The organism is Croceivirga radicis, from assembly GCF_002072105.2.
GTDB classification, from domain to species: Bacteria; Bacteroidota; Bacteroidia; order Flavobacteriales; family Flavobacteriaceae; genus Croceivirga; species Croceivirga radicis.
The window spans coordinates 42060-56734 of sequence record NZ_MTBC01000013.1; the positions used below are offsets into that span (position 1 = coordinate 42060).

A 14675-nucleotide genomic window follows, 5' to 3' on the forward strand; every position below is an offset into this window, starting at 1 on the left:
AGCAACTTTAGTTACCGTTTTTATTTTGTTTAGAATGTGGCTTGTAGCCTTTGACACTTTATAAATATTAGCAACGCGAGCAGGTGTTTTTAAACTGGGTTTTTGCTATATGATAATCGGTGGCGTTATCTCAACTTTAATACAAAGCCACAAAGTTGCCAACTACTCTATCGTATTGGATATATCTTTTAAAATTATTTTTAATTTTCCGGGCTCTACTGGTTTTACAATATAGTCTGAAATTTCACTGATTTTTTTTGCCCTTTCTATATCCTTTGGGTCTACAGAAGAAGATACCATATAAATGATGATTTTCTTACCAACTTTTGGCTTTAGTTCTACATAACGTTCCATAAATTGAAAGCCATCCATTATTGGCATGTCTATATCCAAAAAAATAACATCTGGAAGGTCCTGGTCATTATCAATGTTGGAGATAAAAAAATCCAAAGCCTGTTCACCATCTTTAAAGACCAATATGTCTTTGACTATTTTTTGTTTGTCTAATATAGACTTCATGGTAAATTGATAGATTGGATCATCATCAATAATACATGCACTTAAGTTTCTACGTTCTTGGGACATAATTTAAATCTATTTCAAATTTGGTTCCTTTATCAATTTCACTATCAATGGTAATGTAGCCACCCATTGCTTCTACTTGCGATTTGGTCAAAAATAAACCAACTCCTTTAGCCTCTGGGTGTCTGTGAAAAACTTTATTAAGCCCAAAAACTTTATGCCCATGCATTTTTAAATCAATGCCTAAACCATTGTCTTCAAAACTTAGAAATGCCCTTCCTTGTTTAATTTTAGATGTAATCTTTAAAATAAGCGGCCTATGTTTAGACCTATATTTAATAGCGTTACCAATTAAATTTAGGAAAATACTATCCAAATATATCTTGTTGTATTCTACACAGGGCAAATTACTAAAATCTACTTTGATGGTCGCATTTGAATTAATAATCTCTGCAGCTAGTATTTCCTTAGTATTTTTAACGGTTTTTGCCAGTGTTATCTTTTCTACATTTTTATTGCCTTCACTTTTAGCTTTTATAGATTCTACAAGCGTATTAAGTGTTAAGGTAAGATGGTCTATTACCATCTCGAACTTTTCAAACAACTCAGCTTTGCCAAGTTCATCTGTTTCCTCTTTATGTAGCTCTAGCAGCATATTTAAGTTGCTAACGGGAGACCGTAAATTGTGAGAGGTTATATGGTTAAATTCTGCTAATTGGTTGTTTCTCTTTGCTAATTTATTAGAATATTCTTGTAAATCTTTGTTGGCCCTAAGCAATTGCTTTTCCGCTTTTTTTAATTCTGTAATATCCCTTAAAGCTATAATCACCAAAGGACCATCTTCTGTAAAAAGCGGGCTCAAACTTAATTGTGCAGGTACTTCGTTTCTGCCATTATGCATAACATAAAAGTCTTGCTTAAATCCTAATTTTTGATGTTTAAAGTCTTCAAAAAACGTTTTAGCATAGTTATACATGGCATTGTGTTGCCTTTGTGGGGTAAGTTGGGCAACAGAAAGCCCTACTAGATCTTTGGCCGCCATGCCAAAAAGTGTTTCTGATTGTTTGTTGGTAATCTGTATAATGCCCTTTTTATCTACAATAATCATGGTATCTGGAGCGGACTCTAGTAAATTTTTAAATTTTATTTCTTCCATGCGTTGCATGGTTACATCTTGTAATGTACCGCTAATTTCTATTACTTCTCCTTCTGGATTGGTGATGGCAACCGCTAGTAATTGAATGGTTTTGATACTACCATTTTTTAGTACGATACGGTGTAATATATCATGGTATTTCTTGCCTTGAAAAGCCAAGGTTATTTGTTCAGAAACAAATTGTTGGTCTTCTGGATGTATGTAGTTAAAATAGGTGTCAAATACTATTTTTGTGCCAGGCTCGTGCTCAAATATAGTATACATCATATCTGACCATTCTATGTTGTTGTTGCCAACATCCCATTGCCAATAGCCAATCTTGGAAAGGTTTTCTACAAAGGTTAGGTATTCGTTTTTTCTTATGAGTTCTGTTTCTGTTTTTTTCTGAAGTGTGATGTCTTGTAACGTTCCGCTTATCTCTTTTACTGCACCATTTTTGTTACCAATGGCAACGGCTAGCAATTGCAATGTTTTAATGGTGCCGTCATTAAGGAGAATCCTGTATGGAAACTCGTGATATTTTTTACCGTTAAAAGCTAGTTGTATGTTGTCAGAAATGAGTTGCCTATCTTCTGGATGTACAAGCGCAACAAAATCATCAAACATAATTTTGGTGCCGGGCTCTAAACCAAAAGTGTCATAAAGAATATCTGAAAAAAATATTTCATTGGTAATCGTGTTCCATTGCCAATATCCTATTCTCGCTAGTTTTTCAGAAAAGCTTAAAAATTCATTTTTACGGGTTAAATCATTTTCAATTGCTTTTTGTTCGGTTATGTCTTGGGCAGCTCCGGCAACTTCTATTACTTCGTTAAAACTGTCTGTAATTACTTTTCCAGATAATTCAATTGTTCTTTCGGTTCCATCATCAAGGACAATACGATAGGAATATTTCTGAAATCTTTTATTTTTTAAAACATCTTCTGAAATTTGCACCACCTTGCTTCGATCGTCTGGATGTATTCTTGCTAGTACCTTATCATAATCCATTACCTCTGCGGTAGGTATTTGAAAAATGTGGTACAGTTGTTTGGACCAAACTACTTGGTTCGTTAGGGTGTTCCAACTCCAATAGCCAGAATTGCTTACTTTTTCTGCTAGGTTTAATTGTTCAACGGTGGTAGTTAGTCTAAGTTCATTTTCTTTTCTAAGCGTTATGTCTTCAAATATTCCGTAGCTCCTTACACATACACCATTTTCAAAATCTGCTTGGCCTGTGGTTCTTACATGTTTAGTATTTCCTTTAGCCGTTAAAATCTCTAGATCAATATCAAAAGGTTCCCCTTTTTCTTTTAAATTGGAATAAGCTTTTTCAAATAGAGCTCTATTTTTTCCTTCTTTATAGAAACTAAATCCATTGGATTTGGAAGGAATAAAATCTGGTGGTAATTCAGCAATGTCATTGATAACGGAATTCCATAGCAATGAGTCCTCTTCGTAATCAAATTGCCATATACCAATTTTAGCGTGATGGTTTATTTTTTGTAGAATATCGTCTACTTGGATAAGGGGAGCTTTCATCTATTAATTTTATAAATCTTACAAATCAACATCATATGTAAGAATTAGCTTTCAAATTTAAAAAAATAATCCAGTCAAATAATAAATGATGCTATATGTGGTTAGTTCTTAATAAATTATCACTTTTTACTATCTAAACGAACTTATTTTTCACTGGATTCTGGGGGTAGCGTCTTGGATAGGGTAAATATCTTTGTTGTGTGGTAATAAAAACATGAAATTATGATACCAAATAAATTAAGATACCTTCTTCTATTTTACACCTTTATTGTTTGTGTGGTACCAATAAACGCGCAAAAGGATACTATTTTTTACGATGCGCAGTGGAAGGTTATAAACAGCAAGGATAGCGCTAGCTTTTATAGACCACCTATTAAGAAAGTAGGTGATTTATTCCACATTCAGGATTACCATATTAGCGGTCAAGTGCAAATGGACGGCTATTCTACATCAGATGTTAAAGATATTTGGACCGGCAAGGTAAGTTGGTATTATAAAGATGGTTCCCTACAGCAAGAAGCCAATTATAGTGATGGCTATTTAGAAGGGGAATTTATTTCCTTTTTGAACGGCGAAAAGCTAACGGCCCTATATAAAAAAAATAGATGGGTCTCTGGAAAAAGAAATATAGTTTATGCTTCTGGTAGAAAATACTACATGGAGAAAAAAGGAGATACCATAAAAGAAATTATTTATCAAGATAGCATTGATGGTATTAGGTTAGAGCGTGTTGGTACCGATGAAATCTACGAGATTTATGCCGTATATTATGGAAAAGGTGGTGCGTATATTGGTAAGAAAAACAAGCTGCAAAATGGTAAAATAGATGGGGTAGATGTTATTTATAACTATGATCCAATGCGCGTGGTTAGTGTTTCCTATTATGATCAAGGAACGTATTTGGGTAAAACGGCATATTATCCAAATGGTAAACTACAAGCTCAATTTAAAAAGGAACCCGAGCTATCCACTATTTATTATAACCGTAATGGTGAACAAATAGGTGAAATTACCTATACTTTAGATCAATATGGTAGTAAACCCTATAATGGAAAGGAATATTCTTTTGGTTATTATGGTGCAAAAGGAGCGGATGCCTACTGTATAAAATCTAGTAGAACATATGCTAACGGCAATATATCCGAAGACGAAACCTATTATGACGAATGTGGAGTCTTAAAAACCGTAAACAAATACAAAGACGGTAAAAAATACCTGCAAATAAGCTATTTAGAAAATGGCGATGAATTATCCCGTATGGAGTACGATAATTACAGACCCATGAACGGCACCCAAATAGTTAGGGATACTAAATCTACCTATAAAGATGGAAAATTAATTGTAGAGACCAATTATTTTCCAAACTCCAAAGTGGTAAAGTCCACAAAAACTCCGCTCAAGGAAGTTTATTTTGATTTTAATGGAGAGAAACTGGGAGAACTTTCTTTAAATGGAGATGAAACATATCCAAAACCAGTAGACGGATTGCGTTTTTCTTATCATTACAAGAAAAATACGGTGGAGCGCATAGAAGCGTATAAAGATGGTGTAATTGTAAAAGCCACCAACTGGAGAGAACAAACTATTGGTAACAATAAAATCGAAACATTTAAAGAGGTTAACGAATATGCCCCAAATGGATACGATAAAGTAAGAACCGTAAAATTTTATAGCAACGGTGAAAAACAAAGTGATATTACATACAAAGGTTATAAAGAACAAAACGGACTTTTTTACGACCAAGAGGGCAAGTTGATTGGAGAGTATGATTTTCTTACTAAAAATGGTAAGCGCTATGAATTTTTCTCTAATAGCGATGAAATAAAGGAGTTTGAAGAATCTAAAAACGGAAAACAACTTAAATTTAAACGTTACGATTATGGCCCGTATACTACTAGTGGAGCCATTAATCCTGTTTTAATGGAAGATATAGATGTAGCTTGTTGCGCTATGTTCTATAAAAGAGAAGGCGGATTAATTGCAAAAACCGAATTCAAAAATGGGATTCCTTGGGCTGGAGAATATTTTGATACCAAAACAAGAGAAAAATTTACCATAGAAAATGGAGTAAAATCTGGTTCATATCAAAAGCTAGATTATAACTTTCAAGTTCTAGAAGAAGGTAATTATGTGGCGGATAAAAAGGAAGGAACGTTCAAAAAATTTACCTATGCAGGTGCAATTATCTCTGAAGAAAACTACAAAGCAGGTGTTTTACATGGAGTTTCTACCTATTTTGATGAAAAAGGTGAGGTTGTTGGAAAGATGGAATATAAAGATGGGAATCCGTATGAAGGTACAAGAACATTAGATACGTCTTACAAAAAAGAAAAAAGAACACAAGTTTATAAGGCAGGGAGGCTAACCAAAGAAATCGCTGTATCTGATAATGGCCGTTTGGTAAAAACTTTTAAAGACGATGATACGGTACTTTGCGAATTGTTTTATTTAGATACAGCCAAAAAGAAACTAGTCTACAACCTATCTGGCGGTGTTATTAATGGTAAGGTAATCAGATATGACCAAGAAGGAAAAATACAGGCAACCGCAAATATTGAAAGAAGTACGTACAAATCTGGAGTACTATTTCTAAAACCACAATATTCAGACAATGGCGCTGCATACTACAAGGTTGGGAAAAATGAAAAGGAAATTGAGATTACCATTTTTAATGAAAGGGATGAAAAGATTTTCTCGTCTATAGAACAGTTACAATTTAACAATGCTATTTTCTCACAAAAGTTAGAGGTCAATACCAATCAAGTGTATGAGTATAATTTATACTAGGTCTCAGCAGGGAAAATTATTTTCTGGTTATTCGCTTTCTTTTTTGGTGGCAATCACGTTTTTAATTGTAAACGGTTGTAAAGGAAGTAAGGAAGAACCACCTGTTGCTTATGAAAATGAAACTTCCATTGAAGAAAATGGTTTGCGGGTACGTACTGTTTCTATTTTACCAAAAAGTCCGCAGCCAGGGCCAAATTCTTTTACCTACGGACAAACGGTGGTTACCAAATTTATGGCTGTACAGGGGTTTAGAGAAGATAAAGATGAGGTGCAACCTTCTTTAAGTATAACGGTAACTAATTTAGAAGGAGATACCTTGTTGTACGAACCTGAATTATTAAATGGGTTGTCCCAGCCAAAGGATACCGAACTGTCTGGAATTTTAACTTTGGCGCATCCTATGCGTTCTGGCCACAGGTATATGGCTACCTATGTATTGTCAGATTTAAAATCTAATGCGAGCTTAATACATCAAATGCCATTTAAAATTGAACCAGATTCGCATTTTCAAGTAATGGAAAAGGGGCTTAAGGTAGGTGAGGTCTATTGTCTAAACACAAAGAAGAATACAATTATCTCTGATGGTAAAATTCCTTTTGATGAACAAGTGTCTCTTAACCTACAATTTTTGGAAGGATATACAAAAAACAGTAACGGTATTCGTTTAGGCATGTCCGTTATCGTTCAAGATGCCAAAGGAAAGCTAATTGTAAATGAAGAAGATGTTTTAAAAGGGCAAAGTTATTTCCAAATACATCCTCAAGAGATAATTTATAACTATTTACAAATTCCAAAAGGAAACATACATAATCCAGTAGATTGGAGAGTAAAGGTATGGGATAAAAATAGTGATGCCAGTTTAAAGGTGGTAGGTAACGTAAGTTTAAGATAAAATGCTAAGGGTTATTTAACGGTATTTTCTATTTGCCTTACCATTGCGGCTAATTTACTTTCCTCAATAGGTTTTATAAGGTACTCTTTTATGTTTTCAATTTTATTGGCCTTAACTATATCTTTTGGGTCTAAGGAGGAAGAACTCATATAAATTGTGGCCGTTTTTTTTAGTTGTGGTAAAAGTATTTCATATTGCTCCATAAACTGAAACCCATCCAATACCGGCATGTCTATATCTAGCAATACCAGGTCTGGTATCTTTTCTGGTTCTTGCGCATGGCTACTTAGATAGTCAATGGCTTCTTCTCCATCATTAAAAATATAAATCTCTTTAAAACAAGCCATTTTGGTTAAAATAGCTTTCATGGTGAACTGATAAATGGTGTCATCATCAATTATACATGCTATAAGACCTTTACGCATCAGTACCATTGTTTAAATTGATTATAAATGTGGTTCCTTTGTCCACTTCACTTACCACGTCTATTGTGCCTCCCATAGCCTCAATTTGGGCTTTAGTCATAAACAGTCCTATACCGCGAGCTTCTGGATTTCTATGAAATACTTTGTGTAATCCAAAAACCTTGTGGCCATGTTTCTTTAAATCAATGCCTAGGCCATTATCCGTAAATTGTAAGTGCACTTTGTTTTCCTTGATATAACTTTTTATGGTAACCTTGGGTTTTCTTGAAGGACAGCTGTATTTAATACTGTTGCTAATAAGATTTAAGAAAATACTTTCTAAGTAAATTTTATGATAACAAACAACCTGCTTAGCCGAGAAATCCGATACTATTTCAACATCCTTTTCTTTGATTTGAGCGGCCAAGAGTTCAGTAGTTTTACGCAAAACAACATCTAATTCCAGTTGCTCTTTCTCTGGATTTGTTTCGTTCTTAATCATTAAACTTTCTATAAGTGTGTTTAATGTTTCATTTAGATGATGGGAAACCGTTTCCAGTTTTTCAAAAATAAGGTCTTTGCTCTCCTGATCTGGCGTTTCCTTATAAAAATTAATTAACGTTTTTAAGTTGTTTACTGGAGACCGAAGGTTGTGAGAGGTAATATGGGTGAAATCTTCTAATTGCCTATTCTGGATTCGGAGTTTCTCAGAACTTTCTTTTAGTTCAGCATTTGCTAAAAGTAGTTCTTCCTCTTGTTGTTTTATTATGGTTATATCTTTAAGGGTTATAATGGCCAATGTTTGGTTATTTACCTTAAAGGGACCAAGAGTCACGGTGGCCGGAATGCGACGTCCATCTTTATGTACTAAATGCAAGTCGTCAAAATCGGTTAAGGTTAAGTTCTTTGGGTTTTTAAAGAACGCTTCATAATAGGCTACACTTTTTTTACGATATCCTTTTGCAACCAAGTTTACTACTATAAATTCTTTTAATTCTTGCGCTGTGTAACCAAAGAATTGTTCTGCCTGCTTGTTTACCAGTTGTATTTCACCATCTTCATTTGCAATAAGTATTGCGTCTGGGGTTGCGGCAAACAAATCTCTAAATCTAATTTCGGCTTCGTGTTCCGTACTAATATCTTTAACCGTTCCGAGAACCTCGGTAATTTCGTTTTTGGCATCCAAGATTACTTCTCCTTTGGCTTCAATAATTTTAATTTGGCCTTCTGGAGTCTTGATCTTGTAGGTGTGTTTTGGGAACCTTTTACTTTTGAAAATTTCTTGGTAGGCATCCAAAAGAATTTTATGGTCTTCTGGCAGTACATATTCCATTACATCCTCAAACGTCATTTTTTTGCCAATGGGCGCTCCAAATATCCTATAATGGTTATCGGACCATTCACCTTCGTTATTTTCATTGGGTTTTAAACGCCAATGCCCTAGGTTATTTAGTTGTTCTGCAGTATTTAAAAGGTGGTTGTTTCTAATTAGTTGCTGGGTCTTCTCTTCTTGTTCGGTTACATCTTGTAGCGTTCCAATAACTTCTATAAGTTCATTCTTTTCATTGTATTGCCCAACAGCTACCAAATGTATGTTTTTTACGGAGCCATTTTGTAATTGTATCCTATGGAATACATCATGGTGTTTTTTGCCTGCATAAGCTGCCTCAACTTGCTGCTGAACATAATCTCTATCCCCTTCGTGTATGTAGTTGTAGTAGGTTTCAAAAGTAATTGGAGCGCCTTTTTCATGTTCAAAAATTTCATAAAGGTTATCAGACCATATAATCTCATGGGTAACCGTATTCCATTGATAATAACCAATTTTAGCTAGTTTTTCTGCAATGTTTAGATGGTTGTTCTTTCTAATTAATTCCTGTTGTTGGCCTACTTGTTCAGTAATATCTTGGCAGGTGCCAAGCATTTCAATCACCTTACCCTCTTTGTTGTGTATTACCTTACCAACAGACTTTATGGTTTTAATTGCTCCGTTTCTTAACTGAATACGGTAAATCTGATTATCAAAAATGCCGGTTTCAAACGCTTTTCTTATTTTATCAGAAACATATTTCTTGTCATCTTGGTAAACATAACCAATGTAAGTATCGTAACTTATGGTGGCATCTTTTTCGTGTCCGTATATTTTGTATAAATTTTTGGACCATGTAACTGAATTAGTTTCTGGAAACCAACTCCAATGGCCCACTATGGCCATTTCTTCTGCCAAATTTAACTGATGGTTTTTTTGGATTAAGAGCTGCTCTTTTTTTTCTTGTTCGGTAATATCTTGGCAGGTGCCAATCATTTCAACCACCCGGTTATTTTCTATCACCTTTACTTCGCCAACCGTTTTTATGGTTTTGGTTTTGCCATTTGGTAATTGAATTTGATAGACTATATCGTTGAAAATCTTTGTTTTAATAGCTGTTTCAATATTCTTGGCTACTTTTTCTTTATCCGTATCAACAATGAAGCTTGTAAATTTATCTAAGGTTATTACGGTATTTTTTTCTACTTCATAGATGTCATAAAGATTGTCTGACCATAAAGCGATGTCTTCTTCCAAATTCCAGGTCCAGTGGCCTATACTTGCCATTTTTTCAGCTTTTCTAAGCTGATAGTTTTTTTGTTTAAGTTGTTTTTCCTTCTGTATTTGTTCCGTAATATCCTGGGCTGTTCCGATAATTTCAACAATGGTGTTGTTGGAATCTATAGTGGTTTGCCCTTGCAGTTCAATATGTTTGATTACACCAGTTTCTAGAACAATCCTATAACTGAATTTATCAAATACACCTGTATTTAAAATGTTGTTGGTACAATGCTCTACATGTGCTAAATCTTCTGGATGTACTTTGGCAATGGCATCGTTGAACTTTAGGGGCGTGCCTGGGGCAACCTCAAAAATAGAATATAGGTTCTTAGACCAGGTAACTTCATCTGTAGGTAAAGTCCACTTCCAATAACCAATAGCCACTGTTTTCTCTGCAAATCGTAACTGTTGATTTTGAATTTGCAGGTCTTTTTCTAACCCCTTTCTTTCCGTTATATCTTGGGCAATGCCATAAATTTTATTCGGATTTCTATCTTTATAATCTACTTCTGCAATACACCAAATATGTTTTGTATTGCCTTTTAGGGTTCGTATTTCAACGTCTACATTAATCATTTCTCCCGAAGTTAGGGCTCCATTAAAGGCATTGCGTATAATTGCCTTGCTTCTAGCGTCTTGAAATAACGAAAATGTGTTTTCACGGTTGGGAATAAACCCTTGGTCTGCTTCTACTATCTCATGTACACCATTACTCCAAGAAAGTAGGTCTTTTGCAATATCATATTCAAATATGCCAATTTTGGCAATTTTGCCAGCCTTATTGAATTTATCGGTCTGAATTTGAGGTGAATTAAACATGTAATAATAAACGGCTAATTGTGCTATAAATTATTTTTTTAGGTAGAAGGAGTCTTATATAAATGTAAGGTATTATCTATTAAATTACTACAAGTACCTCTGCTGAAATGCAAATACTATGGAAACTTACTAGTAGTTTTAGGCAGTGTTATTTTGAAAATAGACTCCCTAACCGTATTTGAAAGGGAGTCTATTAGATGTGTTTTATGCAGATTTTAGTAAACCGGCACGTTCTAAAAGTGCCTCAATCTTAGGTTCGGCACCTCTAAATTTCTTGTACAAATCCATAGGGTTTGCTGTACCTCCTTTAGATAGTACGTAATCTTTAAATTTTGTGGCTACCTCTTTGTTAAAAATGCCTTTTTCCTTGAAATAGGCAAAAGCATCCGCATCTAAGACTTCTGCCCATTTGTAGCTGTAATAACCAGAGGCATAACCTCCCTGAAATATATGGGAGAAAGAAGTACTCATACAGGTTTCAGGTGTTTCAGGATATAATTGGGTGCCTGCAAAAGCTTTGCTTTCAAAACTTTTTACATTGGTAATCTCTGTTGGGTCTTGGCCGTGCCAAGCCATGTCCAATAAACCAAAACTTAATTGGCGTACGGTTTGCATCCCTTCTTGAAAGGTGGCGGAATCTTTTATTTTTTGTACCAATTCCATAGGAATTAGTTCTCCTGTTTCATAATGATGGGCAAACAATTCTAGCGCTTCTTTCTCATAACACCAATTCTCGAGAACCTGACTTGGCAACTCTACAAAATCCCAATATACAGAAGTTCCAGAAAGGCTAGGGTAGGTGGTGTCTGCCAGCATACCGTGTAAACCATGACCAAATTCATGAAATAAGGTAGTAACCTCATTAAACGTTAATAAAGACGGTTTGCTAGCTGTAGAGGGAGTAAAATTACAAACATTACTTACATGTGGCCGCACATTTTTTCCATCTTTTCTAAATTGAGATTTAAAAGAGGTCATCCAAGCGCCACCACGTTTGCCTGGTCTAGGATGAAAATCGGCATAAAAAAGAGATAAGAAACCACCACTGGCATCGTAAACTTCAAAAGTTTTTACATCTTCATGGTACTTATCTATGTTGGTTACTTCCTTAAACGAAAGTCCAAATAGTTTTTCGGCAACCTTAAAGACACCATCAATAACATTTTCTAACTTAAAATAGGGTTTAAGCGTTTCATCATCCAAATCAAAAAGCTTCTGCTTTAGCTTTTCACTATAAAAAGCACTGTCCCACTTTTGTAGCTGGTCTATACCATCTGTTTCTTTGGCAAAATCTTGTAATTGCTTAAACTCAGCTTCGGCAGCAGGCTTAGCTTTGCTCAATAGTTCTTGTAGAAAATTATTTACTTTTTCCGGGGTTTCTGCCATACGCTCTTCCAGCACATAGTGTGCGTGGGTAGCATAGCCTAACAATTGGGCACGCTCAAAACGTAGTTTGACTATCTTTAAAACATTTTTCTGGTTGTCTAGTTCATCCCCATGAAACCCTTTGCTGCCAAAGGCCAAGGATAGTTTTTTGCGCAATTCCCTGTTTTCTGCATATTTCATAAAAGGAATGTAACTTGGGTAATCTAGGGTAATTAACCAACCATCTAATTCTTTTGTTTTTGCCAATTGCGCGGCCGCCTCTTTGGCGCCTTCAGGCAAGCCAGCTAAATCAGACTCATCCGTTAGATGCATTTGAAATTTGTTGGTTTCTGCCAATACATTTTCACCAAAGGTGAGTTTTAATTTTGCCAGTTCCGCATCAATTTCTCGCAACCGCTCTTTTTTGTCTTCCGGTAAGTTGGCGCCGTTTCTGCTAAATGCTTTGTAGCGCTTGTCTAGTAATTGTTGTTGCTCGCCATTAAGGTCTAAACTGTCTTTTTGTTCATAAACCGTTTTAACCCTTTTAAATAAGCCTTCGTTTAAGGTAATATCGTTCTGAAAAGCTGATAATAATGGAGAAACTTCTTGAGCTATTTTTTGAATGTGCTCATTGGTCTCTGCTGAATTTAGGTTAAAGAAAACGCTGGTAACCCGATCTAATTGATAGCCCGCATAGTCCAACGCCGCGATGGTATTCTCAAAGGTTGGGGCTTCTTTATTGTTGGCAATTGCCTCAATTTCTGCTTTTGCCAAGGAGATACTTTCTTCTATTGCAGGTTTAAAATGCTCGTTTTTTATCTGGGAAAACGGAGCCATATCAAACGGTTCTAACAAAGGATTTTTCATTGTTTTCTTTTTCAAATTTTAATTTCTTCAGTTTCTTACCATCAACCATCAACCATCAACCATCAACCATCAACCATCAACCATCAACCATCAACCAATAACTAATACTTATTTCTAACTTCTTCTGCGCCTTTGATTACCTTTTCCTTTAGTCCTTCTTTATACACTAAAATTTTATCAAGCACACACTGGTCGCTTGCGCCAATTATCTGTGCCGCCAAAATACCGGCATTTTTTGCGCCATTTAGGGCAACCGTAGCTACAGGTACACCGCCCGGCATTTGTAATATAGATAAAACACTGTCCCAACCGTCTATGGAGTTAGAACTTTTTACCGGCACGCCAATAACGGGTAGGGGAGACATGGAGGCAACCATACCCGGTAAGTGTGCGGCACCGCCTGCACCAGCAATAATTACCGCATATCCGTTTTTGTGTGCATTAGTACTAAAATCAAATAGTTTTTCTGGGGTTCTATGGGCAGATACAATGTCTACATCTACCTCAATATCAAAACCTTTTAAAATATCTATAGCATCTTGCATAACGGGTAAGTCACTTGTACTACCCATAACTATGGCTACTTTGCTCATTTGCTTATTACTTTAATTTTTTCTTTTACTTCTTGTGCTACCTGTCTGGCCTTTGCCATATCGGCATCTACTATGGTTACATGTCCCATTTTCCTAAATGGGCGCGTCATTTTTTTACCGTAAATGTGTGGGGTAACCCCGTCCATGGCCAAAACCTCTTCTATGTTTTCATAAACTACTTCTCCCGTATGGCCTTCTGCCCCCACAAGGTTTACCATAACACCAGCTACTTTACTTTCGGTTTTTCCCAAAGGTAAACCAAGAATGCATCGTATGTGTTGCTCAAACTGATTGGTAAAGCTGCCCTCTATGCTATAATGCCCACTATTATGAGGTCTTGGAGCTACTTCATTCACTAAAATAGCATCGTCTTGTGTTTGAAAAAGTTCAACGGCCAACAAACCTACTTGTCCAAAACCTTCGCTCACTTTTTTAGCAACGGCTTGTGCTTTTTGGGCCACTTCTTCTGGAATACGTGCTGGGCAAATTACATATTCTACTTGGTTGGCCTCTGGGTGAAACTCCATTTCTACCACAGGGTAAGTCTTGGTTTCGCCCTTACTATTACGGGCTACAATTACGGCCAATTCATTTTTAAAGTTTACCATCTCTTCTGCAATACACTCCACGTTTGGTAAACCTTCTAGATCAGACAATTCACGAACAATTTTAACCCCTTGTCCATCATAACCAAATTGCGCGCTTTTCCAAACAAAAGGCAATTCCAAACCGCCGTTTTGCACACTTTCTTTAATTTCAGAGGTATAGGCGTATCTAGTAAACTCAGATGTGGGTATGTTGTTGTCCCTATAAAACAATTTTTGTGTAGCCTTGTTCTGGATAGTGCGCAAAACTTTAGGTTGCGGATAAATGGTTTTACCCTGTTCCTCTAAGGCTTCTAGCGCATCTACATTAACATTTTCTATTTCTATGGTGAGCACGTCTACATCCTTTCCAAAATCCATCACGGCATCATAATCCAAGAGTTTGCCAAGAACAAACTCGTTACAGGCAATAGCACATGGTGCCTCTTGTGATGCATCCATAACTTTGGTTGCAATGTCCCATTTACGGGTTTCATAAAGCATCATTTTACCCAATTGGCCACCGCCTAAAATACCCAGTTTAAAATCCGAAGAAAAGAAGTGCATGGTTATAT

Annotated in this window: 9 protein-coding genes; 2 read left to right on the forward strand and 7 right to left on the reverse strand. The window is 35.8% G+C overall.

Features of this window, described 5'->3' with window-relative positions:
• Positions 1 to 162: 162 nt before the first annotated feature.
• Both BUL40_RS15255 and BUL40_RS15260 read right to left on the reverse strand, forming a co-directional pair.
• Positions 163 to 585: a response regulator gene (locus tag BUL40_RS15255; protein ID WP_080319937.1), complete on the reverse strand. Its 423-nt coding sequence runs from the start codon at positions 583 to 585 to the stop codon at positions 163 to 165.
• The gene (locus tag BUL40_RS15260; protein ID WP_080319938.1) at positions 569 to 3199 is read right to left on the reverse strand and encodes a PAS domain S-box protein; all 2631 of its coding nucleotides are present in this window, start codon (positions 3197 to 3199) and stop codon (positions 569 to 571) included. Before BUL40_RS15260 ends, BUL40_RS15255 begins: the two co-directional genes overlap by 17 nt.
• A gap of 222 nt (positions 3200 to 3421) precedes the next feature.
• On the opposite strand from BUL40_RS15260, the gene BUL40_RS15265 reads away from it, so the two are divergent.
• Entirely contained in the window at positions 3422 to 5986 is a 2565-nt protein-coding gene (locus BUL40_RS15265) for a toxin-antitoxin system YwqK family antitoxin (protein ID WP_080319939.1), read from the forward strand.
• Complete coding sequence (locus BUL40_RS15270) at positions 5967 to 6878, forward strand: hypothetical protein (protein WP_080319940.1); 912 nt, start codon at positions 5967 to 5969, stop codon at positions 6876 to 6878. The genes BUL40_RS15265 and BUL40_RS15270 overlap by 20 nt, the downstream gene beginning before the upstream one ends.
• A gap of 11 nt (positions 6879 to 6889) precedes the next feature.
• On the opposite strand, the gene BUL40_RS15275 is transcribed toward BUL40_RS15270, so the two are convergent.
• The 5 genes from BUL40_RS15275 to BUL40_RS15295 all read right to left on the reverse strand — a co-directional run bounded on the left by BUL40_RS15275 (position 6890) and on the right by BUL40_RS15295 (position 14667).
• Positions 6890 to 7303 carry a response regulator gene (locus tag BUL40_RS15275; RefSeq protein WP_010519355.1) on the reverse strand — a complete coding sequence of 138 codons (414 nt, stop codon included), beginning with the start codon at positions 7301 to 7303 and terminating at the stop codon, positions 6890 to 6892.
• A complete protein-coding gene (locus BUL40_RS15280; RefSeq protein ID WP_080319941.1) occupies positions 7296 to 10691 on the reverse strand; it encodes a PAS domain-containing protein in 3396 nt (1131 codons plus the stop codon). Before BUL40_RS15280 ends, BUL40_RS15275 begins: the two co-directional genes overlap by 8 nt.
• Positions 10692 to 10895: 204 nt before the next feature.
• Positions 10896 to 12923 (reverse strand): M3 family metallopeptidase, encoded by a 2028-nt coding sequence (locus tag BUL40_RS15285; RefSeq protein WP_080319942.1) that lies wholly within the window; start codon positions 12921 to 12923, stop codon positions 10896 to 10898.
• A 101-nt stretch (positions 12924 to 13024) separates the two neighbouring features.
• Positions 13025 to 13516: a 5-(carboxyamino)imidazole ribonucleotide mutase gene (gene purE, locus BUL40_RS15290; protein WP_010519358.1), complete on the reverse strand. Its 492-nt coding sequence runs from the start codon at positions 13514 to 13516 to the stop codon at positions 13025 to 13027.
• Complete coding sequence (locus BUL40_RS15295; RefSeq protein WP_080319943.1) at positions 13513 to 14667, reverse strand: 5-(carboxyamino)imidazole ribonucleotide synthase; 1155 nt, start codon at positions 14665 to 14667, stop codon at positions 13513 to 13515. Before BUL40_RS15295 ends, purE begins: the two co-directional genes overlap by 4 nt.
• Between the last annotated feature and the right edge of the window lie 8 nt (positions 14668 to 14675).

Coding starts and splice junctions, on each gene's coding strand:
- BUL40_RS15255 (WP_080319937.1), bottom strand. CDS start 585: ATGTCCCAAGAACGTAGAAACTTAAGTGCATGTATTATTGATGATGAT.
- BUL40_RS15260 (WP_080319938.1), bottom strand. CDS start 3,199: ATGAAAGCTCCCCTTATCCAAGTAGACGATATTCTACAAAAAATAAAC.
- BUL40_RS15265 (WP_080319939.1), top strand. CDS start 3,422: ATGATACCAAATAAATTAAGATACCTTCTTCTATTTTACACCTTTATT.
- BUL40_RS15270 (WP_080319940.1), top strand. CDS start 5,967: ATGAGTATAATTTATACTAGGTCTCAGCAGGGAAAATTATTTTCTGGT.
- BUL40_RS15275 (WP_010519355.1), bottom strand. CDS start 7,303: ATGCGTAAAGGTCTTATAGCATGTATAATTGATGATGACACCATTTAT.
- BUL40_RS15280 (WP_080319941.1), bottom strand. CDS start 10,691: ATGTTTAATTCACCTCAAATTCAGACCGATAAATTCAATAAGGCTGGC.
- BUL40_RS15285 (WP_080319942.1), bottom strand. CDS start 12,923: ATGAAAAATCCTTTGTTAGAACCGTTTGATATGGCTCCGTTTTCCCAG.
- purE (WP_010519358.1), bottom strand. CDS start 13,516: ATGAGCAAAGTAGCCATAGTTATGGGTAGTACAAGTGACTTACCCGTT.
- BUL40_RS15295 (WP_080319943.1), bottom strand. CDS start 14,667: ATGCACTTCTTTTCTTCGGATTTTAAACTGGGTATTTTAGGCGGTGGC.